Source organism: Rhodococcus sp. KRD197, assembly GCF_017168235.1.
Classification (GTDB): domain Bacteria; phylum Actinomycetota; class Actinomycetes; order Mycobacteriales; family Mycobacteriaceae; genus Rhodococcoides.
This window is the reverse complement of sequence record NZ_JABFAO010000015.1, coordinates 1-25,912: the sequence shown is the minus strand read 5'-3', so window position 1 is coordinate 25,912 and position 25,912 is coordinate 1. Positions and strand designations below refer to the sequence as shown.

27 protein-coding genes, 1 tRNA gene, 1 other RNA gene and 1 pseudogene are annotated in these 25,912 nt (G+C 62.6%); 20 read left to right on the top strand and 10 right to left on the bottom strand.

Going from position 1 to position 25,912, the window contains the following annotated elements:
* Nucleotides 1-22 precede the first annotated feature (22 nt).
* The 9 genes from ftsE (at nt 23) to J1M86_RS20910 (ending at nt 8,176) form a co-directional block, all read left to right on the top strand.
* The gene (ftsE, locus tag J1M86_RS20950; RefSeq protein ID WP_206511224.1) at nt 23-712 is read left to right on the top strand and encodes a cell division ATP-binding protein FtsE; all 690 of its coding nucleotides are present in this window, start codon (nt 23-25) and stop codon (nt 710-712) included.
* A 93-nt stretch (nt 713-805) separates the two neighbouring features.
* Nucleotides 806-1,711 carry a permease-like cell division protein FtsX gene (ftsX, locus tag J1M86_RS20945; protein WP_206511223.1) on the top strand — a complete coding sequence of 302 codons (906 nt, stop codon included), beginning with the start codon at nt 806-808 and terminating at the stop codon, nt 1,709-1,711.
* Between the two features lie 117 nt (nt 1,712-1,828).
* Complete coding sequence (gene smpB, locus J1M86_RS20940) at nt 1,829-2,302, top strand: SsrA-binding protein SmpB (protein WP_075840244.1); 474 nt, start codon at nt 1,829-1,831, stop codon at nt 2,300-2,302.
* A gap of 40 nt (nt 2,303-2,342) precedes the next feature.
* Nucleotides 2,343-3,737 carry an NAD(P)H-binding protein gene (locus tag J1M86_RS20935; RefSeq protein WP_206511222.1) on the top strand — a complete coding sequence of 465 codons (1,395 nt, stop codon included), beginning with the start codon at nt 2,343-2,345 and terminating at the stop codon, nt 3,735-3,737.
* A gap of 81 nt (nt 3,738-3,818) precedes the next feature.
* Nucleotides 3,819-4,189: a transfer-messenger RNA gene (gene ssrA, locus J1M86_RS20930) on the top strand.
* A 142-nt stretch (nt 4,190-4,331) separates the two neighbouring features.
* Nucleotides 4,332-5,972, top strand: a complete 1,641-nt coding sequence (pgm, locus tag J1M86_RS20925) for a phosphoglucomutase (alpha-D-glucose-1,6-bisphosphate-dependent) (protein ID WP_206511221.1) — start codon at nt 4,332-4,334, stop codon at nt 5,970-5,972.
* Entirely contained in the window at nt 5,969-7,183 is a 1,215-nt protein-coding gene (locus tag J1M86_RS20920) for an MFS transporter (RefSeq protein WP_206511220.1), read from the top strand. The genes pgm and J1M86_RS20920 overlap by 4 nt, the downstream gene beginning before the upstream one ends.
* A 31-nt stretch (nt 7,184-7,214) precedes the next feature.
* Nucleotides 7,215-7,976, top strand: coding sequence for a thioredoxin domain-containing protein (locus tag J1M86_RS20915; RefSeq protein ID WP_075840243.1), 762 nt, complete (start codon nt 7,215-7,217; stop codon nt 7,974-7,976).
* A 127-nt stretch (nt 7,977-8,103) separates the two neighbouring features.
* A tRNA-Ala gene (locus J1M86_RS20910) sits at nt 8,104-8,176 on the top strand.
* Nucleotides 8,177-8,256: 80 nt separating this feature from the next.
* Here J1M86_RS20910 and J1M86_RS20905 read toward each other — a convergent pair.
* A complete protein-coding gene (locus tag J1M86_RS20905) occupies nt 8,257-8,604 on the bottom strand; it encodes an Lsr2 family protein (RefSeq protein WP_206511219.1) in 348 nt (115 codons plus the stop codon).
* Nucleotides 8,605-8,981: 377 nt separating this feature from the next.
* Here J1M86_RS20905 and J1M86_RS20900 point away from each other — a divergent pair.
* Nucleotides 8,982-9,758 (top strand): annotated as a pseudogene (locus J1M86_RS20900) (N-acetylmuramoyl-L-alanine amidase); the annotation flags it as partial.
* A 66-nt stretch (nt 9,759-9,824) separates the two neighbouring features.
* Complete coding sequence (locus J1M86_RS26915; RefSeq protein ID WP_307786702.1) at nt 9,825-10,874, top strand: GTP-binding protein; 1,050 nt, start codon at nt 9,825-9,827, stop codon at nt 10,872-10,874.
* A gap of 11 nt (nt 10,875-10,885) precedes the next feature.
* On the opposite strand, the gene J1M86_RS20890 is transcribed toward J1M86_RS26915, so the two are convergent.
* The 3 genes from J1M86_RS20890 to glp are packed head-to-tail and all read right to left on the bottom strand — an operon-like array spanning nt 10,886 to nt 13,519.
* The gene (locus J1M86_RS20890) at nt 10,886-11,299 is read right to left on the bottom strand and encodes a molybdenum cofactor biosynthesis protein MoaE (protein WP_206511218.1); all 414 of its coding nucleotides are present in this window, start codon (nt 11,297-11,299) and stop codon (nt 10,886-10,888) included.
* A gap of 4 nt (nt 11,300-11,303) precedes the next feature.
* On the bottom strand, nt 11,304-12,338 hold the full coding sequence (gene moaCB, locus J1M86_RS20885; RefSeq protein ID WP_307786701.1) for a bifunctional molybdenum cofactor biosynthesis protein MoaC/MoaB: 1,035 nt from the start codon (nt 12,336-12,338) through the stop codon (nt 11,304-11,306).
* The gene (gene glp, locus J1M86_RS20880) at nt 12,335-13,519 is read right to left on the bottom strand and encodes a gephyrin-like molybdotransferase Glp (RefSeq protein WP_307786700.1); all 1,185 of its coding nucleotides are present in this window, start codon (nt 13,517-13,519) and stop codon (nt 12,335-12,337) included. The genes moaCB and glp overlap by 4 nt, the downstream gene beginning before the upstream one ends.
* Before the next feature lie 164 nt (nt 13,520-13,683).
* Between glp and moaA the strand changes: the two genes are divergently transcribed.
* Together moaA and J1M86_RS20870 are read left to right on the top strand one after the other, a co-directional pair.
* The gene (gene moaA, locus J1M86_RS20875) at nt 13,684-14,763 is read left to right on the top strand and encodes a GTP 3',8-cyclase MoaA (RefSeq protein WP_206511216.1); all 1,080 of its coding nucleotides are present in this window, start codon (nt 13,684-13,686) and stop codon (nt 14,761-14,763) included.
* Complete coding sequence (locus J1M86_RS20870; RefSeq protein ID WP_075840171.1) at nt 14,756-14,998, top strand: MoaD/ThiS family protein; 243 nt, start codon at nt 14,756-14,758, stop codon at nt 14,996-14,998. The genes moaA and J1M86_RS20870 overlap by 8 nt, the downstream gene beginning before the upstream one ends.
* 20 nt (nt 14,999-15,018) lie before the next feature.
* On the opposite strand, the gene nadE is transcribed toward J1M86_RS20870, so the two are convergent.
* The gene (gene nadE / locus J1M86_RS20865) at nt 15,019-15,900 is read right to left on the bottom strand and encodes an ammonia-dependent NAD(+) synthetase (RefSeq protein ID WP_206511215.1); all 882 of its coding nucleotides are present in this window, start codon (nt 15,898-15,900) and stop codon (nt 15,019-15,021) included.
* Between the two features lie 36 nt (nt 15,901-15,936).
* On the opposite strand from nadE, the gene J1M86_RS20860 reads away from it, so the two are divergent.
* Nucleotides 15,937-16,701 carry a fructosamine kinase family protein gene (locus tag J1M86_RS20860; protein ID WP_206511214.1) on the top strand — a complete coding sequence of 255 codons (765 nt, stop codon included), beginning with the start codon at nt 15,937-15,939 and terminating at the stop codon, nt 16,699-16,701.
* 47 nt (nt 16,702-16,748) lie between these two features.
* Here J1M86_RS20860 and J1M86_RS20855 read toward each other — a convergent pair whose 3' ends face one another.
* The gene (locus tag J1M86_RS20855; RefSeq protein ID WP_075840242.1) at nt 16,749-17,342 is read right to left on the bottom strand and encodes a TetR/AcrR family transcriptional regulator; all 594 of its coding nucleotides are present in this window, start codon (nt 17,340-17,342) and stop codon (nt 16,749-16,751) included.
* Nucleotides 17,343-17,446: 104 nt separating this feature from the next.
* Here J1M86_RS20855 and J1M86_RS20850 point away from each other — a divergent pair, with 104 nt between their 5' ends.
* The 6 genes from J1M86_RS20850 (at nt 17,447) to nrdF (ending at nt 22,649) form a co-directional block, all read left to right on the top strand.
* Entirely contained in the window at nt 17,447-18,013 is a 567-nt protein-coding gene (locus J1M86_RS20850) for an NAD(P)H-dependent oxidoreductase (protein ID WP_206511213.1), read from the top strand.
* 42 nt (nt 18,014-18,055) lie between these two features.
* A complete protein-coding gene (ykgO, locus tag J1M86_RS20845; protein WP_019668008.1) occupies nt 18,056-18,178 on the top strand; it encodes a type B 50S ribosomal protein L36 in 123 nt (40 codons plus the stop codon).
* Nucleotides 18,179-18,616: 438 nt separating this feature from the next.
* Nucleotides 18,617-18,850, top strand: coding sequence for a redoxin NrdH (locus J1M86_RS20840; RefSeq protein WP_075838877.1), 234 nt, complete (start codon nt 18,617-18,619; stop codon nt 18,848-18,850).
* Nucleotides 18,851-18,891: 41 nt separating this feature from the next.
* On the top strand, nt 18,892-19,356 hold the full coding sequence (nrdI, locus tag J1M86_RS20835; RefSeq protein WP_083667627.1) for a class Ib ribonucleoside-diphosphate reductase assembly flavoprotein NrdI: 465 nt from the start codon (nt 18,892-18,894) through the stop codon (nt 19,354-19,356).
* 115 nt (nt 19,357-19,471) lie between these two features.
* Nucleotides 19,472-21,553, top strand: a complete 2,082-nt coding sequence (gene nrdE, locus J1M86_RS20830; RefSeq protein WP_241260449.1) for a class 1b ribonucleoside-diphosphate reductase subunit alpha — start codon at nt 19,472-19,474, stop codon at nt 21,551-21,553.
* A gap of 85 nt (nt 21,554-21,638) precedes the next feature.
* Complete coding sequence (gene nrdF / locus J1M86_RS20825; RefSeq protein WP_075838883.1) at nt 21,639-22,649, top strand: class 1b ribonucleoside-diphosphate reductase subunit beta; 1,011 nt, start codon at nt 21,639-21,641, stop codon at nt 22,647-22,649.
* 26 nt (nt 22,650-22,675) lie between these two features.
* On the opposite strand, the gene J1M86_RS20820 is transcribed toward nrdF, so the two are convergent.
* The 4 genes from J1M86_RS20820 to J1M86_RS20805 form a co-directional block, all read right to left on the bottom strand.
* Nucleotides 22,676-22,888 (bottom strand): toxin-antitoxin system HicB family antitoxin, encoded by a 213-nt coding sequence (locus tag J1M86_RS20820; protein WP_075840169.1) that lies wholly within the window; start codon nt 22,886-22,888, stop codon nt 22,676-22,678.
* 3 nt (nt 22,889-22,891) lie between these two features.
* Nucleotides 22,892-23,716: an SPFH domain-containing protein gene (locus J1M86_RS20815; RefSeq protein WP_241260448.1), complete on the bottom strand. Its 825-nt coding sequence runs from the start codon at nt 23,714-23,716 to the stop codon at nt 22,892-22,894.
* Between the two features lie 283 nt (nt 23,717-23,999).
* The gene (locus J1M86_RS20810; protein WP_206511210.1) at nt 24,000-24,470 is read right to left on the bottom strand and encodes an NUDIX domain-containing protein; all 471 of its coding nucleotides are present in this window, start codon (nt 24,468-24,470) and stop codon (nt 24,000-24,002) included.
* Nucleotides 24,470-25,534: an ABC transporter substrate-binding protein gene (locus tag J1M86_RS20805; protein WP_075838876.1), complete on the bottom strand. Its 1,065-nt coding sequence runs from the start codon at nt 25,532-25,534 to the stop codon at nt 24,470-24,472. The genes J1M86_RS20810 and J1M86_RS20805 overlap by 1 nt, the downstream gene beginning before the upstream one ends.
* Nucleotides 25,535-25,912 lie beyond the last annotated feature (378 nt).

The following is a 25,912-nucleotide window of genomic DNA, read 5'->3' as shown; positions in this document are numbered from 1 at the left end:
GCAAGGGCTACACTGGCGACCCGTGATCAGCACCTCGAATGTCTCCAAGTCGTACAAGACGTCGACCAGGCCCGCTCTGGACGATGTGACGATCTCGGTGGACAAGGGGGAGTTCGTCTTTCTCATCGGTCCGTCCGGTTCCGGCAAGTCGACGTTCATGCGTCTGCTGCTCAAGGAAGAGACGCCCACGTCCGGCGATATCCACATCGCGGACTTCCATGTCAACCGCCTGCCGTCGAGGCGGGTACCGAAACTCCGGCAGAGCATGGGATGTGTCTTCCAGGACTTTCGGCTCCTGCAGCAGAAGACAGTCGTCGAGAACGTCGCCTTTGCCCTCGAAGTGATCGGCAAGCCTCGATCGATGATCAAGCGGACGGTTCCGGAGGTGCTCGACCTCGTGGGACTCGGTGGAAAGTCCGATCGCCTGCCCACCGAGTTGTCGGGCGGCGAACAGCAGCGCGTGGCCATCGCACGCGCCTTCGTCAACCGACCCCTGGTACTGCTCGCCGACGAACCGACCGGGAATCTCGACCCCGACACCAGCCAGGACATCATGATGCTGCTCGAGCGCATCAACAGGACGGGAACGACGGTACTCATGGCCACCCACGACAACCACATCGTCGACTCGATGCGCCGACGGGTGATCGAACTCGACAACGGCCGAGTCGTCCGCGACGAGGCCCGCGGGGTGTACGGCGTCGGCCGGTAGAACCTCCGGGTCGTCGCTGCGGGCTCCTCACTTGCCCGCCACGATCGACCGCCACCTGCTCGACCGTAGACACCGAAGGGCCCGGATACTCCGATGCGCGCAAGTTTCATCTCCAGCGAAGTCCTCACCGGGCTTCGTCGCAACATCACCATGACCATCGCGATGATTCTCACCACCGCCATTTCGCTCGGTCTGTTCGGCGGCGGCCTGCTCGTGGTTCAGATGGCCGGCAAGACCCAGCAGATCTTCCTCGACCGCGTCGAGGTGCAAATCTTTCTCACCGACGACATCTCGGCGAACGACCCGCAGTGCGCCGAGGACACCTGCCGGACGCTGCGTACCGACCTCGAACAGACCCCCGCGGTCGTATCGGTGCAGTATCTCAATCGCGATGACGCAGTGCGCGACGCCACCGAGCGCGTCTTCCGCGATCAACCCGAGCTCGCCGAGCTGGTCAGCGCGGACAGCTTCCCTGCTTCGTTCAAGGTCAGACTCAGCGACCCCGAGCGCTTCGGCGTCATCAACGACAACTTCGGCGCTCGTCCGGGAGTGCAGAGTGTGCTCAACCAGCGCGATCTTGTCGAACGACTGTTCAGTGTCCTCAACGGGGTGCGCAATGCCGCATTCGCCATCGCGATCGTGCAGGCAGTCGCTGCGGTACTGCTCATTGCCAACATGGTGCAGATAGCTGCGTTCACAAGACGTACCGAGGTAGGAATCATGCGGCTGGTCGGGGCCACCAGGTGGTACACCCAGCTACCGTTCCTGTTGGAGGCGGTGGTCGCCGCCATCGTCGGATCAGCACTGGCTATCGCCGGACTGTTCACCGCCAAGAACCTGTTCATCGACGACGTGCTGTCCGATGTGTACGAGGCGAACATTCTGGCGCGAATATCCAACAGTGACGTCCTGCTCGTATCGCCGTTCCTCGCGCTGGTCGGAATCGGTATGGCCGCGATCACGGCGTACATAACTCTGCGACTGTATGTGCGCGAGTAAGACGAACGCGAGCGTCACTCCGGAACAAACTCGGTTGCGCGGCGGTTCTATGCTGGAACGGTTGTGCACGAGAACACGCGTGCACCCGATAACCAGCGCTCGAGAAAGGGCCCTGAAGTGAAAGAAAAGGGCCGGAAGGCAATCGCGACCAATCGAAAGGCGCGACACAACTACTCGATCCTCGATGTCTACGAGGCAGGAATCGCACTTGTCGGCACCGAAGTGAAGAGTCTGCGAGACGGAAAAGCATCTCTCGCCGACGCCTTCGCTACCGTCGATAACGGTGAAATCTGGCTGCGCGGGTTGCATATTCCCGAGTACACACAAGGCAGCTGGACCAACCACGCCCCGCGGCGCAATCGAAAGCTGTTGCTGCACAAGCGAGAAATCGAACGACTGGTCGGCAAGACCAAGGAAGGGTCGCTCACACTCGTCCCTCTGTCGATGTATTTCTCGGACGGCAAGGTCAAGGTCGAACTCGCACTGGCCAAGGGCAAACAGGATTTCGACAAGCGTCAGGATCTTGCTCGGCGCACCGCCGAGCGCGAGGTGACTCGCGAGCTCGGCCGTCGAATCAAGGGGATGCGCTGACCGCAGGTTGAATCGGCGACCGACGGGGTAATGCAGCGTCATGAACGCCGACAACACCGCGAACGCCGACAAGACCGCCGTCCCGTCTCGCGTGCTCGTTACCGGAGCGACGGGATATCTGGGTGGCCGCCTCGCGCCCCGACTGGTCGACGCGGGCTTCACCGTGCGAGTGCTGGCGCGCACGCCGAGCAAACTCGATGGCGTTCCCTGGGCGGAGAACGTCGAAATCGCTCAGGGTGACCTCGGTGATCGTGACTCTCTGAAAAAGGCATTCGCCGACGTCGATGTCGTGTACTACCTGGTGCATTCGATGGGTTCGCCTGGAAAGAACGATTTCGCCGAGGTCGAGCGGATCAGCGCAGAGAACGTCGCGGCCGTCGCCGCCGAGGCGGGAGTGTCGCGGATTGTCTACCTGGGCGGACTGCACCCCGAAACCGGAGAGCTGTCCGAGCATCTCGAATCTCGCGCCGAGGTAGGACGGATTCTCATCGAATCCGATGTACCGACGTTCGTGCTGCAGGCTGGTGTGGTGATCGGCGCGGGTTCGGCGTCGTTCGAGATGATTCGCCATCTGACGAACCGCCTACCGGTGATGACGACGCCGAAGTGGGTGCACAACAAGATCCAGCCGATCGCAGTTCGAGACATCCTGCACTATCTGATCGAGGCCGCCACCGCGGACCTGCCCGAAAGTCGGACGTACGACGTGGGCGGACCGGACGTCATGGAGTACGGCGAGATGATGAACATCTACGCAGGCGTGGCAGGCTTGCGGCCACGCCGGATGGTGGTGCTCCCAGTACTCACACCGCGCTTGGCCGGGCACTGGATCGGTCTCGTGACGCCGATACCTCGCGGCTTGGCCATGCCGCTCATCGAATCGCTGCAGTACGACGCCGTCGCACACGAAACCGGTATCGACGACGTGATTGCGCGCCCGGAGGGTGACTTGACGTCGTACCGTGAGTCGGTGCGCCTTGCGCTGCGCGCGGTCGACGACGGTGAGCCGAAGACGACGTGGTCCGTGGTGGTGTCCGCGCCATCGGACCCGCTCCCTTCTGATCCGGACTGGGCGGGCGAGGTGGTCTACACGGACGTGCGAAGCGTCTACCTCGGTAGCGGCCCGGAGGTGATACGTCCGCGCCTGCGCGCCGCCGTCGAATCGGGTGCAACAAAGGGGTGGAAGATCGATGATTCCGATAGTGAGCAGGACTCGAGCGACATCCGTCTGAGGTCGACTGGTGTTCTGCCCGGCAACGCCTGGTTGCTGTACTCCGCGACCTCGGCTGGCGGTGGTACGCGGCTCGAGCAACGCACATATTTCTTTCCGCGAGGCCTGGCCGGACACGCGGCCTGGTACGGATCTCTTCCGGTGCGAAAGGTGCTGGCCGGCCGAACATTGCAGGCGGTCGTGGCTGAAGTGGACCGGTCATAGGTACGTCGGGCGAATACCGGGATGATTCTCGTGGGTTCACGCGTTACACTGATGGACCCCGGCAAAGTGTCGGGGACATACGGGGCTGAACGGTTTCGACTTTGTATGTTGAGTCAGGGGAAGCGTGTCGGTGCAGGCGAGAGACCACCGTAAGCGTCATCGCAAACATATAAGCGCCGATTCCAATCAGCGCGACTACGCCCTCGCTGCCTAAGTAGCGACTGCGTGTCTGTCAGTCCGGACTTGCCCTCGGTCCGGGTACTGGCATCAGCTAGAGGGCTTACCGATTCACTTGGCCACGGAGTGATGAGGAACATCCAACAGTGGCTGGGATCGTCATCCTGGCTTGTTTGCGAGATCAGGAGATCCAAGTAGAGGCATAGCAGACTGCACACGGAGAAGCCCTGGCAATGCAGCGGAGGACCCGGGTTCGATTCCCGGCAGCTCCACCGAAAGCCGGGTCGACGAGCACACGCTCGCCGGCCCGGCTTTTTCTTTTCCTGAGCCGAACGCCAACGGCCCCGCCGACGGTTGTCCGAGCGGGCTACTAGTGTTGAACCCGGCTGGTATCGGGCAAGTACGAAGGAGACTGTCGTGGCGCACGAGAGAGCAGGAACGGTTGCTCTACCCGAGGATCTCGTCGATGTTGCGCAGCTGATCACTGCGTACTACACACGTACCCCTGATGTGTCCGACCCGAATCAGCGCGTGGCCTTCGGAACCTCCGGGCATCGTGGATCGAGCCTCGACACAGCATTCAACGAGGGCCACATTCTGGCCACGACGCAAGCCATCGTCGAGTACCGCGCGTCGCAGGGCATCACCGGGCCGTTGTTCATCGGCCGCGACACGCATGCGCTCTCCGAACCGGCGTGGACCACTGCCCTCGAGGTTCTCGCAGCGAACGATGTGACGGTGCTGGTGGACTCGGGTGATAGATACACCCCGACGCCGGCCGTCAGTCATGCGATCCTGCGCTACAACACCTCCGGTTCGTCGGCCAAGGCCGACGGGATCGTCGTGACGCCGTCGCACAATCCGCCGCGCGACGGCGGATTCAAATACAATCCACCGCACGGTGGCCCCGCCGACAGCGACGTCACCACCATCATCGCCAACCGCGCGAATGAGCTTCTCGAAGGCGGGCTCGCGGGCGTCAAGAGGGTCTCGCTGGCGGCCGCGCTGAACTCGTCGGTGGACAAGTACGACTTCCTTGGCACCTACGTCGACGATCTGCCCAACATTGTCGATCTCGATGCCATCCGCGCAGCCGGTATACGAATCGGTGCCGACCCGCTCGGCGGCGCAAGTGTCGACTACTGGGATGCGATCGCCGAACGGCACAATCTCGATCTGACAGTGGTCAATCCGCTCGTCGATGCCACGTTCCGGTTCATGACGCTCGACACCGACGGCAAGATTCGGATGGACTGCTCGTCACCCAACGCGATGGCCTCGCTGATCGACTCGCGGACTGCGTACGACATCGCCACCGGCAACGACGCAGACGCCGATCGACACGGCATCGTCACCCCAGACGGTGCACTGATGAACCCCAACCACTATCTGGCGGTCGCGATCGATTATTTGTTCGGCCACCGTCCGAGTTGGTCGCCCGCCACCCGCGTCGGCAAGACCCTGGTGTCGTCGTCGATGATCGACCGCGTGGTCGCCGGTCTGGGTCGTCAACTCCTCGAAGTGCCCGTCGGATTCAAATGGTTCGTACCAGGGTTGTCGAACGGTGATCTCGGCTTCGGCGGTGAGGAGAGTGCGGGCGCATCGTTCCTACGAACCGATGGACGGGTGTGGACCACGGACAAGGACGGCATCATCATGGCCCTCCTGGCCTCCGAGATCGCCGCTGTCACGGGGGTGACCCCTTCGCAGCGCTACGCCGAATTCGAGGCGAAGTACGGCAGCCCCAGCTACGCGCGGATCGATGCGCCGGCGTCGCGAGAAGAAAAGGCCGTCCTGGCAAAGCTGTCCCCTGAACAGGTGACCGCCACTGAGCTGGCCGGCGAGAAGATCGTCGATACCCTGACTTCCGCGCCCGGCAACGGTGCCCCGATCGGTGGCCTCAAAGTCACCACCGAGAATGCATGGTTCGCTGCTCGCCCGTCCGGAACCGAGGACGTGTACAAGATCTACGCCGAGTCCTACCTCGGGGCAACACATCTCGCCCAGGTACAGGCGGCTGCGAAAGACGTGGTGTCACAGGCCTTGAACAAGTCGTGACGAGAACGGACTCACCCGACGAGCGCAAGGACGACTCCCTTCCGTCCCAGATATGGGTCCTGATTTCGGCAAGCTTCGTCATTGCGCTCGGGTTCGGAATCGTCGCGCCCGCGCTGCCGCAGTTCGCGACCGAGTTCGGTGTGGGGGAGTTCGCCGCGTCGGCAGTGATCAGCGTGTTCGCGGGCATGCGACTGGCCTTCGCGCCGGCGAGCGGGATGCTCGTGCAGAAGCTCGGCGAGCGGCCGGTGTACCTCTCCGGACTTCTGATCGTTGCGCTGTCCACCGGCGCGTGTGCGCTGGCTCAGTCCTACTGGCAGCTTCTGGTGTTCCGCGGTCTCGGCGGAATCGGATCGACGATGTTCACGGTCTCGGCACTGGGCCTACTTATTCGAATGAGTCCAGCCCACAGTCGCGGTCGCGTATCGGGTCTGTACGCAACGAGCTTTCTGCTCGGATCGATCGGTGGGCCGCTGCTCGGTGGCGCTGTCGTCGGACTGGGACTGCGCGCCCCGTTCGTCATCTACGCAATCGCACTGGTGATCGCGGCGGCTGTCGTGTACTTCAGTTTGGACGCGATAGAAGACCACGAGGCCGGTGGCGATTCGTCGATGCCCGTGTTGACGCTACGATCGGCACTTTGCGTACCCGCGTACCGAGCTGCGCTGGCATCGAACTTCGCGACGGGGTGGGTTGTGATGGGCGTACGTGTCGCGTTGATCCCTCTGTTCGTCATCGCGGTGCTGGATCGCTCGGCGGCAGTTGCCGCAGTATCACTGGCAATCTTTGCCGTCGGAAATGCTCTGGTTCTCATCACCTCGGGTCGGCTGTCCGATGCGCGCGGCCGAAAACCCTTCGTCATCATCGGTTTGGTTGTCTCCGGTATCGGCATGGCCGCGTTGGGCCTGACCGACACCGTCACACTGTTCATGATCGCCTCGTTCGTCGCCGGCGTCGGATCCGGGTTGATGACTCCCGCTCAGCAGGCGTCCATCGCCGACATCATCGGCTCGAAGGCGCGCGGCGGTCCGGTTCTGTCCACCTTCCAGATGTCCGCCGACGTCGGCGCGATTCTGGGTCCCCTGGTTGCCGGTGCAATCGTCGAGGTGTACACGTACGGAACGGCGTTCGTGCTCTCGGGCGCCATAATGCTCGCCGCCGCGCTGTGGTGGGCCCTCGTGCCCGACACACGAAAGCTGCACGAGGCCTCCTGACCGAGGCCAAGTCCTCCGTATCATGAGGACCGTGAGTCAGAAGAGAACCTCCTCCACCAAGTACACGCCACAACCGACATCGAATGCCTTCACCTACGTTCTGGCCGCAATAGCCCTCGTAGCAGTGATCATCGTGGTGGTCGTGGCAATCATGTGGCAGCGAGGCGGCGCCGAACCACGCAACGACGGGTACGGATCGGTGAACAATCCGGCGGTGGAGCTGACCGTCCTCGACGACGGAGTCGTCCAACTCGGAGACCCCGCCAGCGGATCCGTCGTCGACATCTTCGAAGACCCCATGTGCCCGTTCTGCAGCGAACTCGAAGTGCTGCACGGACAGGAACTCGCCCAGAAAATCGACGACGATGAACTCACCGTGCGTTACCACCTCCTGGCACTACCGGGACTCGATGCAGCCTCCGCCAGTGGCAACTACTCGAGCCGAGCGGTCGCGGCATCACACTGCGTCGCCGACTCGGAGAACGCCATCGTCTACTCGGCATTCCACGCCACCCTGTTCTCCGAAGAATTCCAGCCCGCCGAAAATGGTGACACCGACCGAACCGACGCCGAACTCGCCGACATGGCACGTGCCAGCGGCGCCGGCGACACCACCGCGGACTGCATCACCTCCGGCGCAATGACGGCAACCGCAGCAGCCGACGCCGACACCGCACGGGCCGCCCTCTCCGCTTCCGGAGCCGCAGGAACCCCGGGCGTGCTCGTCGACGGCGAACTCGTCGACGCACTGGGCGACTCCGGGTGGGTCGAAGCGATCACACCCACAAGTTGAGTCGTCCCACTCCTGCCACTGCCCACCCTGACCACGAGATTTGTGGGCGTCATCGGCCATGGTGTAACTTCGTTCGAGCAACCTCAAGGCGCCGGAGAAATGCGTCGCTGATGTGATTGTGAAGTACGGGGCTATGGCGCAGCTGGTAGCGCACCACACTGGCAGTGTGGGGGTCAGGGGTTCGAGTCCCCTTAGCTCCACCGAAAAGGGAGCCACCTAACGGTGGCTCCCTTTTTTGTTCATATGCCGGGCTCGCCGACATCATGACAGCTTCTCGATATCAGTGAGCTGCGTCGAAAGCCTTCTCGACATCAGCTGGAATGCGACCCCGTGCGGAGATGGTGTACCCGTTCGACTTGGCCCATTCTCTGACGGCCTTCGTCTGATTCGCGTCGCGTTTGCTGCCACCGTTGGCTGCTGCAACAGACTTCTTGGAACGCTTTCCGCCCAAGCGAGTCGAGTGCTCGATGTAGTAGTCCAACTTGCGGTGAAACTCTTTGGCGTTCTTGTCGCTCAGGTCGATTTCATAGCTGACGCCGTTGACGGCGTATATTATGTGCTCTCCGCCGGACTCGATTGGCTTGTCGTCGATATCGTCGACGAGTTGAACATAGACTTTTTTCGCCATTGTGAACTTCTCCAATGATCATCAGGGGTGCGTCCGAAAAGGAACTCCAGGCGAACTATACGACCGCGCTTCTGAATTATCCATCTGCGTGGAAGTTTTGTCGATATGCGTTCGGGGAGAGTCCAAACAATAGGCGTTGCGCCAATTGCATGTGTGAAATCCGGATGCTCGTCCGATCGAGTCAGGCAACAGCCGAATAACAGCATGCTCACGATTGGCTTCCGATTTCACCGTGCTCGGAAGCATCCGCGGCGGTCTGCTTCACTTGATGCGGAAGTTGGTACGGAAGTGTCTGCCGGTGCCAGTGTGCCTTGGTGGACGAGCATCGATGGAAGGGGAGTGGTCGGCTCTTTCCGCTGAGCTGGGCCCAAGCCGTGATGAACAGAACCGCTGTATTCGGAGCGCTGTCTGCAGGCACTCTTCTGTTGTCGGTTGCCGTGCCCTCGGTCAGCGCCGCAGCGCCGAACGAGGACGGCCGGAACGACGCGCTGGCCGGCACGACGGTGTTTCTAGATCCTGGACACCAGGGCACCGGACACAGCGAGAACCTGACCCGGCAGGTCGATGATGGCAGAGGAAGCACCAAAGACTGCCAGACGACCGGAATGACGAGTCTGAACGGCATCCCCGAGCACACCATCAACTGGAACGTAGCCCAGTTGATCGAAGCGAGCCTGGAAAGCCTCGGGGCCACCGTCGTCACCTCGCGGGAAGACGATTCGGGTTGGGGTGGATGCGTGGACGAACGCGCGGCGATGGCAAGCCGATCGGGCGCCGACGTGGCCGTCAGCATCCACGCGGACTCCACTGGCGCCACAGACGACAACCGACGCGGATTCCACCTCATCGTGCCCTCACTCCCGATTCCGGATCAGGCTGCGAACAGCGCGCAGTCCGTCGGCGGCCGCGCGGCGTCCACACTGATGCGTGACGCCTACGAACGTGCAGGATTTGCACCCGCCAACTATGCGGGCGCCGTCGACGGCGTCGCGGAACGCTCGGATGTCGCTGGTCCCGCTCTCACCGGCGTACCGCTCGTCTTCGTCGAGATGGGCAACGGATCGAACCCCGAGGACGCCGCGGTTCTCGAAACCTCCGAAGGTCAGCTCGAACACGCCATCGCGATCACCACCGGCATCATCGACTTTCTACTGGGACCTGAAGGTGCTTCTCAGGAGTCGTCGGAAACCTCGTGACGGAGGTTGCAGTAGCCTCGCTGCGTGGTACACGCTCGCGGAAACGACGCAATCCCCGTAGTTCTCGTCGGAGGATTTCTCGGCGCAGGCAAGACGACTCTGCTCAACCACCTCCTACGCAACAATCGAGGGATCAAGATCGGAGTCGTTGTCAACGACTTCGGTTCCATCAACATTGATTCGATGATGGTCGCAGGGCAGGTCGATTCGATGGTGACTCTCGGCAACGGCTGCTTGTGCTGCGCTGTGGACGCTGACGAGATGGATGCGATGCTCGACACTCTGGCGGGTGCCCCGTCTCGGTTGGACGTCATCGTCGTCGAGGCGAGCGGTCTCGCCGAGCCACGGAACTTGATCCGGATGGTGTTGGCCAGCAACAACCCTGCGATCACCTATGGCGGACTTGTCACGGTGGTCGATGCTGTCGAGTTCTTTTCGACGCGCAGTGCTCACCCCGAGATCGAGCAGCATCTGCGCCTTGCGGATCTGTTGGTACTGAACAAGACCGACCGACTCGCCCAGCACGATATCGACGCCGTGACGGCCGAACTACGCCGTTGCGCACCGGACATCCCGGTGCAGGCTACCGATCATGGCCGTGTCGATGCGGAGTTGTTGTTCGACGTACCGGAATACCTCGACGACCCGAGCGTTGCCCGCCAGTTGTCTTTCGATGAAATTCTCTACGCTGCCGACGATCACCATGCACATCTCCACGTCGGCTATTCGACGACAACTTTCGAAACCTGTGAGCCGATGGATCCCCGGCGATTCGTCGAGGTGCTCGAGAACCCAACGGGTGAGGTCTATCGATTGAAAGGTTTTGTTCTGTTCGGTATCGACGGATATCCGGGGCGATACGAAGTCAGCACCGTCGGTACACACATCAGAATGAAACGTACCGAAGTCGAATTCGCGGACGCGGTTGGAACTCAACTAGTCGTCATCGGTACGAAGATCGACGATGAACTCATCGAGGTCCGATTGCTCGACTGTGTCCGGCGCCCGGGAGACGCCACCGACGAGTCGGCGATGATGCCGGTGCACCGATATGTTCCGGGTATCGCAAGCTGACGGTGCATCTCTTACAGTCCCACCCATTCCGAGACACCGCTCGCGAAATGCTGGCGCTTCCAGATCGGCACTTCCGCTTTGATGCGTTCGACGAGCAGGGCGCACGCGGCGAAGGCTTCGGCTCGATGCGGGGCTGCCACAGCTGCGACCAGAGCGACATCTCCGACAACGAGATTCCCGACGCGGTGAACTGCAGCCACCGGTAGCCCCGACTGCTCCGCCACAGCTGTGCAGCACGCGCGCATGAACCGCTCGGCCTCGGGGTGTGCCTGGTATTCCAGGGCCGATACTGTCTGGCCGCCGTCGTGGTCGCGCACGACACCGCTGAACAGTACGACGGCACCGTGCTGTGGACCAGCCACGGCGTTCTCGACGGCTGATGAGTCGATAGGTGTGCTCGATATCTCGGCGAGTACGTCGACCATGGCTCTACGGTGTCCCTTCCGTTCCGTCGTGCAAACCGTGCCCCGCAACCTGGGCAAGCAGGTGATCGAGGATCGGCTCGAGCACCGACAGGCCGTCCTTCACACCTCCGGGAGACCCAGGCAAGTTGATCACGACCGTACGGCCTGCGACACCCGCCAGGCCTCGACTCAGCACCGCGTGAGGGGTCACTTCGGTGCCCTTGGCTCGGATGGCGTCTGCGACGCCCGGTAGTTCGCGGTCGAGGACGAGGCGCGTGGCTTCCGGCGTCGCATCGGTCGGTGAGACGCCGGTACCGCCGGTGGTGACGAGCAGGGCCGGCGAGCCGGTGAGTGCGTCGGTGAGGCCGTCGGCGATGCGGGCATCGGGATAGACCAGGGGTCCGCGAACGGTGAAGTCACGGTCGGTGAGCCAGGTGGCGATGGCCGGGCCGGTGGTGTCCGTGCGGGTTCCGTTTGCGCCACCGGTGGAGGCGACGAGGACGACGGCGGACCTGATGCCGGGTGATTCCCCGGCAGTTGCCTCGGTGTCCGCAGGAGTCGGTTCGCTACCGCGGCGTGACCAGTGCCCGTGTTTTCCGCCGTCCTTGGTCAGCAGCCGCACATGGTTCATCGAAGCCGACGGATCCACTGCTTTGACCATGTCGTGCAGGGTGAGCCCGGCGACGGCGACCGCGGTCAATGCCTCCATTTCGACGCCGGTGGGACCGGTGGTTTTCGCCGTTGCCTCGACAGTGATCGTGGTGTCGGTGAAGCCGAAGGTCACATCCACCTTCGACAGCGCCAATTGGTGACACAACGGGATGAGTTCGGATGTCTTCTTCGCGCCCGCGATACCGGCGATCCGAGCGGTGGCCAGCACATCGGCCTTGGGCATTCCGTCGGCGCGCACCAGGGCGACGACCTCTGCGGTGGTCTCCAATTCGCCTGCGGCAACCGCTGTTCGGGCGGTGTCGGATTTGTGCGAGACATCGACCATTCGTGCCCGACCCTCCGAATCGAGGTGCGAGAGGGCGTGATCGGCTCCGGATTGTGCGTTCACAGTGCAAGCACCTCCACCTCGTCGCCGGCTTCGAGCGCCGTGGTTTCTGCTGGGATGTCGACGAGGACGTCGGCCCAGGCCATCGCTGCCACCAGGTGCGAACCGGGCCCTGCTATCAGGGACACCGCACCGTCCTCGACGGTACCGCGCAGAAACTGTCGCTTGCCGGCGATCGATGCGATGCGATGTGTCAGTGGCAGTCGAGTCGGCCGCACGGCCGCGAGTCCGGCAGCTTCTCGGATTGCATTGCGGGCGAAGACGAGAAAGGAGACGACCGTGCTGACGGGGTTTCCGGGGAAGTCGAGCACCGGAACACCGTCGATCGTGGCGGTTCCCTGTGGTCCGCCCGGTTGCATGCGGACGGCACCGAATCGACCACCCAGGGGCGTCAGAACATCTTTGACCACCTCGAAGTCGCCCATCGACACCCCTCCCGAGGTGATCACGAGCTCAGCGGCCGCAGCTGCCTCGTGCACGATGCGATGGAACTCGTCGGGACTATCGGAGCTTCGATGGACTCCGACGACGTCGGCACCGTTGGCGCGCAGATGTGCGGCGAGTGTGACGCCGTTGGAGTCGTAGATCTGTCCCGGCCGTAGCTCGGTGCCTGCATCGACGAGTTCGGCGCCGGTGGTGATGACGGCGACCTTCGGTTTGGACCGAACGTCGGTGTGCGAGAGACCGACTGCGGCGAGTACGGCGATGTGGCGCGGTTGCAGGAGTTGTCCTGCGCGCACGAGAACAGTGCCCGCGGTGATGTCGCTGCCCTGCTCGCGGATGTACTCACCCAGCTTGTGGGGGGTGGACACGGTGACACGGTCGCCGTCGGACGAGGTGTGCTCGACGGGCACGACGGTGTCGGCGCCGTCGGGAAGCGGTGCGCCGGTCATGATCTTCATCGCGGTACCGGGCGTGACCGAAGCGTCCCCGGACGGGCCTGCTGCGATGGTTCCGGTCACCTGCAGCGTGGTCGGAACCGCTACGATGTCGGCGGCCAGAACTGCATAGCCGTCCATCTGCGAGTTGCGGAACAGCGGAAGATCCACAGGGGACTCGACGTCACTGTGCGCGACGCGTCCCAACGCATCGGCAATGCTCACCGACTCGGCCTGCCGGTCCGACAGTGATGCCAACATCGATTCGACGTGCGCCAGGTGCTCCTCGACCGTGGACGCACTCACGCGTTGCTCGCTCGGCTCGGCACGGATGTACGGCTCGTCATGCAACGATCCTATGTGGGGGCCGCACCCGGATCGTTCGGCGGATCGCACCGAGTTGTTCGAGGGCGGCATACTTGAGGAGTGAGGATGTATGGCGCGAAGGAACGACCCCGAAGGGAGGGCACGTGACTGGCAGTAGGGCCGTCGGCCTCGGTATCCCTTCGCTCGGTCGGTCGCGCAGCGGGACCGAGCAGACCGTCGACGACCGACCGGATCGTCCCGCCCTGATCGACCGTTTCGGACGTGTGGCGCGTGATCTACGGGTGTCGATAACCGAAAAGTGTTCTCTTCGGTGCACTTACTGCATGCCGGAAGAGGGCCTGCCCGCCATTGCTGCCGAGAATGTGCTCACGCCCTCGGAGATCGCGCGTGTCGTCGACATTGCAGTGCACCGACTCGGTGTGCGGGAAGTTCGGTTCACCGGCGGAGAACCGCTGATGCGCGCCGATCTCGCCGAGATCTTCCAGCGCTGTTCGGAGCGAGTACCGGAGATCCCTTTGGCGATGACAACCAATGCGATCGGTCTCGAGCGCCGCGCGGAGACCCTGGCCACGGCCGGGTTGACTCGGGTCAATGTCTCGTTGGACTCGATCGATCGTGCACATTTCGCGGAACTGACCAGACGTGATCGGCTGCCGGCGGTACTGGCAGGTATTCGGGCCGCCAAGGCAGCGGGCCTGACCCCGGTGAAAGTCAATGCAGTCCTGATGCCGGAAACGCTGCATGGAGCGGCCGATCTGTTGCAGTGGTGCCTCGACGAGGATGTGGCACTGCGATTCATCGAGCAGATGCCTCTCGACGCGGACCGGGAGTGGGCACGCGCGAACATGCTCGACGCCGAGCACCTGCTCGATGTCCTCTCTGCACGCTTCGATCTGCGCGCGGTGGGGCGGGAGGACCCGTCGGCGCCCGCCGAGGAGTGGGCGGTCGAAGGAACCGGCGGTACCGTCGGCATCATCGCCTCGGTCACGAGGTCTTTCTGCGCCGATTGCGACCGAACCCGCCTGACCGCCGAGGGCTCTGTGCGGTCGTGTCTGTTCAGCGACGAGGAGACCGACCTGCGTGCCGCACTTCGTGGTGGCGCCGACGACGAGGAGTTGGCCCAGCTGTGGCGAGGTGCCATGTGGAACAAGTGGGCAAGGCACGGTATGGACGCCGCAGACTTCGTCCCGCCGACCAAGAGCATGGGAGCCATAGGTGGTTGAGGTCCGCTATTTCGCCGGTGCGGCAGAGGCGTTCGGGTGTGCCCAGGAGTTTTTCGACCTGCCGGCCGGTAGCGATCTCGGTGCATTGAAAGCTGCGGTGCTCGAGCGCCACGGCGCCGACGTGGCGGCCGTGCTCCGAGTGTCGGCATTCCTGGTGGGCGACGATCTCACCCGAGACCCGAGCGCAACGTTCGGTGACAGGGTCGATGTGCTGCCGCCGTTCGCCGGCGGATAGAACTGCCCGACGCGTGTACCTCAATCCGGGGTGGGGCGCCCGTGCTCAGTATCGACGGCATTCTCGGTGGTCCACCAGTCATCGAACGGAGTCGCCGGTACCGCGCGCTTGTGGCGGGTATTGAGGTACATGCGCTCGAGTTTGTCCGAGACGTCCTCGGCGACTTCCTTGCCTTCCAGATAGTTGTCGATTTCCTCGTAGGTGACGCCGAGCGCTTCCTCGTCGGGAAGCGCAGGCCTGTCGTCCTCGAGGTCCGCGGTCGGCACCTTTTTCCACGTGCTCTCGGGAGCGCCGAGCTCGCGCAGCAGCGCCGCACCCTGGCGCTTGGACAGTCCGGTCAGCGGTGTGATGTCGACGCCGCCGTCGCCGTACTTGGTGAAGAAGCCGGTGACCGCTTCCGCAGCGTGATCGGTACCGACGACGATATATCCGAGCTCGCCGGCCAACGCGTACTGCGCGACCATCCGTTGACGGGATTTGATATTGCCGCGCACGAAGTCTCGGAGCTCATCGACTTCGAGAGCCTTCGCTACGGTGGCCGCACACGCATCGGCAGCAGTCTTGATGTCGATTGTTACGGTCCGGTCGGGATCGATGAAATCGAGCGCCGTCTGCGCGTCCGCTTCGTCGGCCTGCACTCCGTAGGGCAGCCGAACGGCGACGAACTCCGCCTGGGCGCCTTCCTTGCGGAGTTCCTCCGCTGCCCGCTGGCACAACTTCCCGGTCAACGTGCTGTCCTGGCCGCCGCTGATGCCGAGAACAAAGCCTTTCGCCGGTGTGGATCGGAGGTACGCCTTGAGGAAGTCGACCCGCCGGGTGACTTCGTGATCGGGGTCGATCGTCGACTGGACGGCGAGTTCGCGCACGATACGGGTGCGCAGTTCCGAACGTATCAATGACATTCGGTCATCCTAGGTGCGCTCCGTACAGTCGGGGCGGTGTCTCCCGATACCTACACCAAGACCGATGCCGGGGCACACCCGGACTTCTTCGCCGCTGAGGCGGCCGGTCTCGCGTGGCTTCGTGACGGAGGCGGCAGCGTCGTCGATGTTCGCAGCGTCGGGTCCGGACACATCGAGCTCAACAGACTCGAGTCCGCGCCCCCGACGGTGGAGGGCGCGCGCCGGTTCGGGGCAGAGCTCGCCGGCGTGCACGATGCGGGTGCTCGGGCGTTCGGGTGCCCACCGGATGGCTTCGAAGGTCAGATGTTCATCGGTTCGCGGCCCATGTCGAGCGTCGAATACTCCACGTGGGGTTCGTTCTACGTCGCCGAGCGAGTCATTCCGTATCTGCGGGTGGCAGTCGATGTCGGAAATATCTCGGAGCCGGCCGCGGCCGACGTCGAACGTGTCTGCGCGGCGGTCGCCGAAGGCACGTTCGACTTCGGCGATGCTCCCAGCCGAGTCCACGGTGATCTCTGGACCGGCAACGTCGTATGGACCCGTGCGGGTGCAGTGATGATCGATCCGGCGGCGCACGGCGGACATCGCGAAACCGATTTGGCAATGCTGCAGTTGTTCGGCTGTCCGATGCTCGCGGACATCATCGATGGGTATTTGTCGGTGCACGAGCTTCGCTCGGGCTGGCAGCAGCGGGTTCCACTTCACCAGCTGCATCCGCTCGCTGTTCACGCTGCCGGGCACGGCCCGTCCTACGGGCATCAGTTGCATCGGGCGGCGGCCGCGGTGGGGCGTCTGCTCTGACCTGTAGCGCTTGTCACAGCGTAGCGCTTGTCACAGCGTGGCGCTTGTCACCGAGTGGCCCTGCGCACCAGGTCTTCCCAGCCGTCGGCCAGACGCTCCATCGACATTCCGAGGTCGCGGAACTGATGGAGGACGAGCGTCGCTTCGAGCGGGGTGAGCAGGTTGTATGCCAACAACTCCAGGTCTGCATCGACGTGCGCCGACCGAAGCAGGGTGAGCACGTGGGTGTAGTTGACCATGTGAGCCGGAGCGGAGTATCTGAACTCGGGAGAATTCTCCGCTGCGCGCATGACCTCACCCTGCACTTCGACGAGGTCGAGGCGAGCCCGGCCGAACGCGACGAGCCTGTCGATCGGGTCTGCGCCGGGGCCCAACGGCGGAGGCCCGAAGAGGAAAGCGTGTTGCAGTTCTTTCTCCGTGTGGTCCAGAAGTGCTTGCATCAACCCCGTCCGGCTGCCGAATCGTCTGAAGACGGTGCCTTTGCCGACCCCGGCCCTCGCTGCCAAGCCGTCCATGGTGACCGCGTCTACGCCGATCGTCGCGACCATCTCCGCTGCGGCATCGAGCAGGCGACGGCGATTGCGCGCCGCATCGCAGCGCTCGGTCTCCTCGCCTGCAATAGGGAGCATGAACTCGGTCACATCCGTCACTGTACCTGCTGGGGGAACAAAGTGGACCGCGGTCCGGTTGGCTGGTATGAAAGTAGTAGACCACCGGCGCACTCCGAACTCGAAGGAAGATCGAAATGACAGAACCGCACGTATTGATCCTCGTCGGAAGTCTCCGTGCAGACTCCGTCAACAAGCAGATCGCACAGACCGCGGTGGAGATGTTCCCTACGGGCTCCTCGGCAGTGGTCTACGGCGCTCTCGCCGAGATTCCGTTCTACAACGAGGATATCGATGTCGACGGACAGGTGCCCGCAGGAGCGCTGGATCTGCGTGCTGCCGCAGAAGAGGCGACTGCGCTGCTGCTCGTCACTCCCGAGTACAACGGCACCGTCCCGGCGGTGCTCAAGAATGCGATCGATTGGCTCTCGCGCCCCTACGGCGCCTCTGCGGTGCAGGGCAAGCCGGTCGCGGTGATCAGTGCATCGCCGAGCGGATACGGCGCCAAGTGGGCGCACGAGCACGCCCGCAAGGCCGTCGGCATCGCCGGTGGCAGGGTGCTCGAGCATGTCGAGCTGACGATCGGCGGAACCAGCGACAAGTTCGGGGCTGCGCATCCGCGCGAGAACGCCGCGGTGTCGGCCGAGATCTCCGAGGTCGTCGCGGAACTCGTCAGAGCGTCGAACGAGCTCCTTGCTGCCTGACCTCTGTATAATGGGAATCGTTTTCATGTAAGCTTCTGCTTCATGAAAGTACGAAACTCACTGAAGTCACTGAAGAACAAGCCTGGAGCGCAGGTCGTGCGCCGCCACGGCAAGGTGTTCGTCATCAACAAGAAGGAGCCTCGGTTCAAAGCGCGCCAGCGTTGAGTATCGTCTCTTCGAGCGCAGGGCCCTCGCATCCACTGGGTGTGGGGGCCCTGCGCTGTCGTGGGCTCTCTGCCTCGATTTCCGAACATTGCGTCGATGTGACGCGCGACACGCCGTGTCGGCCGCAAATCGCGCGGTCGGCAAGAGGCTGACCAGCGAATACCACGGATGTTGTTCGCAACATCTCGTGTTGTAGGCATATGTCGGACACAAGGTGTAGTGTCTGAGCAGTCGAGAAGACACAACGCGACGGGCCCGGAAATCCGGCTCGAAGCCGCGATATCAACCGCTCGAAACGGCCCGAACGTGAGTATTCAAGGGCCCTCGCGCGTTCTACGACGTCACAACTTCACATCACCATGCAACTCGTTTCACAGGCAGAGCACACCGGCATCGCGATGAAGATTTCGATGTCGTACAGGGAGAAGGGAACCCCACATGAGCGTCACCGTTTACACCAAACCCGCCTGCGTCCAGTGCAATGCCACCTACCGTGCTCTCGACAAAGAGGGCATCGACTACGAGATCATCGACATCTCGCAGGATCCGGAAGCGCGTGACTTTGTCATGGCTCTCGGCTACCTGCAGGCCCCGGTCGTCGTCGCCGGTGAAGATCACTGGTCGGGTTTTCGTCCCGATCGCATCAAGGCCCTCACTGCTGCTGTTGCTTGAACAGACGGCACCGCCGGTGCATTGGACGGAGATGAGCAGGTGTGACTTCCGCGCCCGTTCCGCAGTTGACGCATCGATTGGTCTACTTCTCCAGTGCGTCCGAGAACACTCATAGATTCGTAGTCAAACTCGGGATTCCAGCAAGTCGGATTCCGCTGCACGATCCCGAAACGTTCCTGGTCGATCAGCCGTTCGTGCTGATTGTTCCCACTTACGGCGGCGGCACTACGTACTCCGGGCGTGATACCAACTACGTCCCGAAGCAAGTGGTCAAGTTTCTCAACCAGAAGAACAACCGGTCCCTGATCAGAGCAGTCATTGCCGCTGGCAACACCAACTTCGGTGACTCGTTCTGCTTCGCGGGCGATGTCATTTCACAGAAGTGTGCAGTTCCGTACCTCTATCGATTCGAATTGATGGGCACTCCCGAGGACGTCGAACGAGTCCGAGACGGCCTCGAGGAGTTCTGGGAGCGGGAGTCGCGTCGGGCGGCGCACACACATTAGTTACACAACGCGTACAGAAACTGGAGCGATCGCCGTGGCACCGACAATTACCGAGGTAGCACCCGTCAACGCTGTTCGATCCGACGGTGACCTCGACTATCACGCGTTGAACGCGATGCTGAACCTGTACGGACCCAACGGCGAGATTCAGTTCGACAAGGATCGCGAAGCGGCCAACCAGTACTTCCTGCAGCACGTCAACCAAAACACGGTGTTCTTTCATGATCTGGACGAGAAGTTGGACTACCTCGTCGAGGAGAACTACTACGAGCCCGAGGTTCTGGACCAGTACACTCGCGAGTTCGTCAAATTTCTCATCAACCACGCCTACTCCAAGAAGTTTCGTTTTCCGACGTTCCTGGGTGCGTTCAAGTACTACACCTCGTACACGCTGAAGACGTTCGACGGCAAGCGGTACCTCGAGCGATTCGAGGATCGTGTGTGCATGGTCGCGCTGACGCTGGCGGCCGGCGACGAGGCGCTCGCCACGGATCTTGTCGACGAGATCATCGCCGGACGGTTCCAGCCGGCGACACCGACATTCCTCAATTCCGGCAAGAAGCAGCGAGGAGAGCCCGTCTCCTGCTTCCTGCTGCGCATCGAGGACAACATGGAGTCCATCGGACGGTCCATCAACTCCGCCTTGCAGCTGTCCAAGCGCGGCGGCGGTGTGGCGTTGTTGCTGAGCAACATTCGTGAGCACGGAGCGCCGATCAAGCGCATCGAGAACCAGTCCTCGGGTGTCATTCCCATCATGAAGTTGCTCGAGGATTCCTTCTCGTACGCCAATCAGCTCGGTGCGCGTCAGGGCGCCGGCGCGGTGTACCTGCACGCGCACCACCCCGATGTCTACCGCTTCCTCGACACCAAGCGCGAGAATGCGGACGAGAAGATCCGTATCAAGACTCTCTCACTCGGGATCGTCATCCCGGACATCACGTTCGAACTGGCCAAGAAGAACGAAGATATGTACCTGTTCTCGCCGTACGACGTCGAGCGCATCTACGGAGTTCCGTTCGCCGACATCGATGTCTCCGAGAAGTACTACGAGATGGTCGACGACAAGAGAATCCGCAAGACGAAGATCAAGGCGCGTGAGTTCTTTCAGACTCTGGCGGAATTGCAGTTCGAGTCCGGCTACCCGTACATCATGTTCGAGGACACCGTGAACCGCGCAAACCCGGTGAAAGGCAAGATCACCCACTCGAACCTGTGCTCGGAGATTCTGCAGGTCTCGACGCCGTCGACGTTCAACGACGACCTGTCCTACAGCCACGTGGGCAAGGACATCTCCTGCAATCTCGGTTCGCTGAACATCGCGAAGACCATGGACTCACCTGATTTCGGCAAGACCATCGCTGTCGCCATCCGCGGGTTGACGGCGGTGTCGGACCAAACGCATATCTATTCGGTGCCGTCGATCGAGCAGGGCAACAACGACTCTCACGCTATCGGTCTCGGCCAGATGAACCTGCACGGTTACCTCGCGCGCGAACGCATCCACTACGGCAGCGTCGAGGGCATCGACTTCACCAACATCTACTTCTACACCGTGCTGTTCCATGCGCTTCAGGCGTCCAATCAGTTGGCGAAGGACCGGGGGACCTGGTTCAAGGGCTTCCCGGAGTCCAAGTACGCCTCGGGTGAGTTCTTCGACAAGTACACCGACCAGGTGTGGGAGCCGAGCACCCCTCGTGTCGCCTCGTTGTTCTCCGAAGCCGATGTGCACATTCCGACGCAGGCCGACTGGGTCGTCTTGAAGGAGTCGGTGCAGCAATACGGCATCTACAACCAGAACCTGCAGGCTGTGCCGCCGACCGGTTCGATCTCGTACATCAACAACTCGACCTCGTCGATCCACCCGGTCGCGTCGAAGATCGAGATCCGCAAGGAAGGCAAGATCGGGCGCGTCTATTACCCGGCGCCTTACCTGGACAATGACAACCTTGATTTCTACCAGGATGCGTACGAGATCGGGTACGAGAAGATCATCGACACCTACGCGGCCGCGACGCAGCACGTCGATCAGGGGCTGTCGCTGACGCTGTTCTTCAAGGACACCGCGACCACGCGCGATATCAACAAGGCGCAGATCTATGCGTGGCGAAAGGGCATCAAGACGCTGTACTACATCCGTCTTCGTCAGATGGCTTTGGAAGGCACCGAGGTCGAGGGCTGCGTGTCCTGCATGCTGTAGAGCGTCCGCAACGAAGGGTGTCGGGACCCGAGGACATACTTGATGTGAAGCGCCGAACCGAATTCGATCGATCCTGGGGATGTACATGACAGTCACGAGCAACACCGCGCAGACTCCCGCGGGTACCGCACGCCCGAAGCTCATCGACCGGGTGTCGGCCATCAACTGGAACCGCGTCCAGGATGACAAGGATTCGGAGGTCTGGGAGCGGCTCACCAGCAACTTCTGGCTGCCCGAGAAGGTGCCGGTCTCCAACGACATCCCGTCCTGGGGAACGCTCAACGCCGTCGAGAAGCAGCTCACGATGCGGGTGTTCACCGGCCTGACGTTGCTCGACACCATTCAGGGCACGGTCGGCGCGGTCAGCCTGATTCCCGACGCCATCACTCCCCACGAGGAGGCGGTGTACACCAACATCGCCTTCATGGAATCGGTGCACGCGAAGAGCTACAGCTCGATCTTCTCTACTTTGAGCTCTACGCGTGACATCGACGACGCGTTCCGCTGGTCCGAGGAGAACGTCAATCTGCAGCGCAAGGCCGAAATCGTCCTGAACTACTACCACGGAGATGACCCGCTCAAGCGCAAGGTGGCGTCGACTCTGCTGGAGTCGTTCCTGTTCTATTCGGGGTTCTACTTGCCGATGTACTGGTCGTCCCGGGCCAAGCTGACCAACACTGCCGACCTGATCCGTCTGATCATTCGCGACGAGGCCGTGCACGGGTATTACATCGGCTACAAGTACCAGAAGGGCCTGGAGAAGGTCTCCGAGGCTCAGCGCGAGGAGCTCAAGAACTACACCTTCGAGTTGCTGTTCGAGTTGTACGACAACGAGGTCGAGTACACCCAGGACCTCTACGACGAGGTCGGGCTCACCGAGGACGTCAAGAAGTTCCTGCGCTACAACGCCAACAAAGCGTTGAACAACCTCGGCTACGAGGGTCTGTTCCCGAAGGACGAGACCGACGTCAACCCGGCGATTCTGTCGGCACTCTCGCCGAACGCAGACGAGAACCACGACTTCTTCTCAGGCTCCGGTTCCTCGTATGTCATCGGCAAGGCCGTCAATACCGAGGACGACGACTGGGACTTCTGACCTGATACGACCCCCCGACGACGTCGTCAGTTGCCAGGGGGTCGTCCCTGTTTACGGATCTCGCCGGCGCCCTTCGGCATCCGCCCGTTGTCCACGAGCGCTCGTCGCAGCAGGAACTCGATCTGGGCGTTGGTGCTGCGTAGGTCGTCGGCCGCCCAGCGGGCAAGTGCGTCGTGCACCGCTGGGTCCAGCCGAAGCAGCAGCTTCTTGCGTTCTGGCTTCCTACCTTCGATGGCCATCGGTCACTGGTACAGCGAGCCAGTGTTGATCACGGGTTGGGTGTCATTGTCGCTGCACAGCACGACGAGCAGGTTGGATACCATCGTGGCTTTGCGCTCCTCGTCGAGTTCGACGACGTGGTTTTCCTCCAGCTTCGACAGGGCCATCTCGACCATTCCGACGGCCCCTTCGACTATTTGCTCTCGAGCTGCGATCACCGCGCCGGCCTGCTGACGCCGGAGCATGGCTTGGGCGATCTCGGGGGAGTAGGCGAGGCGGTTGATGCGCGTTTCGATAACCTCGACGCCTGCCGAACGTACGCGGGCGTGCACCTCCTCGCTCATCGCTCTGGTGATCTCGTCGGCGTTCTCCCGCAACGACATCCGATCTGCAGCATCGTATGGGTAGCTGCCGGCGATGTGCCGGACCGCAGACTCCGACTGGACGGCGACGAACTCCTCGTAGTCGTCCACCTGGAACGAGGCGAGCGCGGTATCGGCCACCTGCCAGACGATGATCGCGGAGATCTCGATGGGATTGCCGTCGGCATCGTTGACTTTGGACTGACCGGTTTCGTGGTTACGGATGCGAGTGGAAATCGCGCGGCGCAGCGTCAGCGGATTGGTCCAGCGCAGCCCCGGCGTCCGCAGGGTTCCGCTGTAGGAGCTGCCGAGAAGTTGCAGCACGCGAGCCTGATTGGGTTGAACGAGCGTGAGGCCAGCGAGAAGCGGAAACGACAAGAGGAACAGCACCACTCCGGACACTGTCAACGCGATGGTGTCGTTCACCAGGCCGAGGGCGAATGCGCCGCCACCGCCCAGGAGCAGGACGAGCCCGATGCCCAGCATCGACCATCCCGGGAGATCCCAGCCGGGTCGTTCGGCAATTGTGAGTGTGGGTGTGCCCGTCGGTTTTTCCGAAACGGAAACGGGTGCAGATTCGGGCATGTCGACCTCCATGTGGTTTTTGATACTAAAGTGATATCACATTTAACGGTGCCGGGGAAGGCGAAGTGCGCCGCTTCCGCAGCGAGGGTGACATTCGGTCACTCAGAGTGTGCGAGGGTGACATTCGGTCACTCAGAGTGTGCGAGGGTGACATTCGGTCACCTCGGGAGCACTCGGGCGCGCCTCAGCGCCGGAACCAGGCCTCGTGAGACCCGTTGAGGGCCTTGTCGATCCGCAGTCGAGATGTGTCGGCGAGATCGCGGGGGAGCGAAGTGACGTCGAACCAGTCGACTGCCAGGTTCTCGTCGTCCGCGACCCGGGCAACACCGGAGATGTGTCGGGCCAGAAATGTGATGTCGAGGTACTGGGCCACGTCCCCGTTCGGGTAGGTGATCCGCTCGGTGACGTCCACGCTGCTGAGTCGGACGAGTTCGGCCTCGATGCCCGTCTCCTCGCTGATCTCCCGTAGCGCAGCTGGACCTGGTTCCTCGCCGGGTTCCAGGATGCCGGACACCACGGCCCACAATCCGTTGTCACGGCGCCGGGTGAGCAGCACACGGTCGTCGTCGACGATGACTGCACTGACTCCCGACAGCCACAGTGGCGCCGTGCCGACGTGGCTGCGCAACTGCAACACGAACTCTGGGATGGGCATCAGGACACGTATGCGTTGAGCGAATCGGTCACGTCCGTCAGGATCGTGCGAGCAGCGATGACGCCGCTACCGGACCACACCGTGTCGTTCACCGCAAAGATTCGCCCGTCCTCTGCCGAGCCGAGATCGGCCCAGGCGTCGGACTCCATGAACGAGGTGCCGAAACTCTCACCATCGTCCCCGGCGAATCGGACGTAGACGATGTCGCCCTCGGCGACCGAGAGGTCCTCTGGTGTCACCGTCACCGATTCCTCGCGCTGGGCAGGCGGTCGCCGCACGCCGACCTCGTCGAGTACCTGGCTCGCGAACGAGTCGGCACCGTCGGTGACCGCCGAATCGGCCAGAAATCGGACCACCGAAGCCTGCGTCTGGCTCGCGTTCAGCTCGACGCCGACCTCTCGCGCGTCGGCACTGAAGCGTGCGAGTTCGTCGAAGGCGGTCTGTCCGCGGCCGAGAGCGGCGGCGGACTGCAGGAACGTGTCCTTCCATCCACCCTCGGAGGAGGTGAAGACCGTCGGTGCGATCGCGCTCAGGGCGTCGTACGTTTCCGTGCCCAGTGCATCGCTACCGATGATGAGGTCGGGGGTCAGACCTGCGATGGCATCGATGTCGGGCGCGCCGACCGGTCCGACGCTGGGAATCGCGGCGATCCCCGGGCCCAGGTACAGCTCCTGGTCGCCGTCCCCACGGAACTCGGGATCGAGGGTCGATGCCCCGACTACTCGCTCCCACACGCCGACGGCGCACGTCGCATCGAGCGATGCGGGATCGAGCGAGACGATGCGGACGGGGTCGGCTGGGACTTCGCTGATGCCTTCGCTGTGTCCGACGGGACGGACCGCGCCTTCGATGCCTACCGGATCCACGGGCGCCGGGGTGGGACACAGCCCGACGGTGTCTCTGTCGTTCCCGACAACGCCGGCACCGGCCACGTTGGTGGTGCTCCGAACAATGTCCGACGCGTTGTCGCTGGACTCCGCTGCGGACGAGCAGCCCGCCAGAGCCAGGGCCGCACCGGCCGCGAGCGCGATGGCACGGGCTCGCACCGAGAATTGTGTGGGCAACTCGTACGTTCCTATCGAAGAGTGGGAATGCCGTCACACCCTATCGCTCGACTCGGCGGTGTGCGCCCACTCGCCTCGGACGAGTGCGTGAGCGCCGATTCCGGTGCGCCACCAGGTGGGCACGTGCCCTGTGCAGCGCCGACGAGGCAATACGACACACGGTAGGACCGGTTCGGCGGACGGGAGCGACACCGTCTAGGATTCGTGTCAGCGCACGACACCAGCCGTTCCGTCTCTATGTCGCGGTGGAACGCATCTTCAGGAGGATCAGTGACTGCCCTAGCTCCTAGGCCCACTCCCGCTGTGACGGCGGCGAGGCCTTTTCCGCCGCGGATGGGACCGAAGGGTTCGTTCGTGCACAAGGCGGTGACGACGACT

Bases quoted from the DNA above. Each gene is read 5' to 3' on its own strand.
- J1M86_RS20890 (WP_206511218.1), bottom strand. From the start codon at position 11,299: ATGGTCGACGTACTCGCCGAGATATCGAGCACACCTATCGACTCATCA.
- J1M86_RS20810 (WP_206511210.1), bottom strand. From the start codon at position 24,470: ATGCCCATCCCAGAGTTCGTGTTGCAGTTGCGCAGCCACGTCGGCACG.
- nrdE (WP_241260449.1), top strand. From the start codon at position 19,472: ATGCTGAACCTGTACGGACCCAACGGCGAGATTCAGTTCGACAAGGAT.
- ftsX (WP_206511223.1), top strand. From the start codon at position 806: ATGCGCGCAAGTTTCATCTCCAGCGAAGTCCTCACCGGGCTTCGTCGC.
- J1M86_RS20820 (WP_075840169.1), bottom strand. From the start codon at position 22,888: ATGGCCATCGAAGGTAGGAAGCCAGAACGCAAGAAGCTGCTGCTTCGG.
- J1M86_RS20850 (WP_206511213.1), top strand. From the start codon at position 17,447: ATGACAGAACCGCACGTATTGATCCTCGTCGGAAGTCTCCGTGCAGAC.
- nrdF (WP_075838883.1), top strand. From the start codon at position 21,639: ATGACAGTCACGAGCAACACCGCGCAGACTCCCGCGGGTACCGCACGC.
- ykgO (WP_019668008.1), top strand. From the start codon at position 18,056: ATGAAAGTACGAAACTCACTGAAGTCACTGAAGAACAAGCCTGGAGCG.
- J1M86_RS20905 (WP_206511219.1), bottom strand. From the start codon at position 8,604: ATGGCGAAAAAAGTCTATGTTCAACTCGTCGACGATATCGACGACAAG.
- nadE (WP_206511215.1), bottom strand. From the start codon at position 15,900: ATGTCATTGATACGTTCGGAACTGCGCACCCGTATCGTGCGCGAACTC.
- J1M86_RS20935 (WP_206511222.1), top strand. From the start codon at position 2,343: ATGAACGCCGACAACACCGCGAACGCCGACAAGACCGCCGTCCCGTCT.
- J1M86_RS20815 (WP_241260448.1), bottom strand. From the start codon at position 23,716: ATGCTGGGCATCGGGCTCGTCCTGCTCCTGGGCGGTGGCGGCGCATTC.
- J1M86_RS20840 (WP_075838877.1), top strand. From the start codon at position 18,617: ATGAGCGTCACCGTTTACACCAAACCCGCCTGCGTCCAGTGCAATGCC.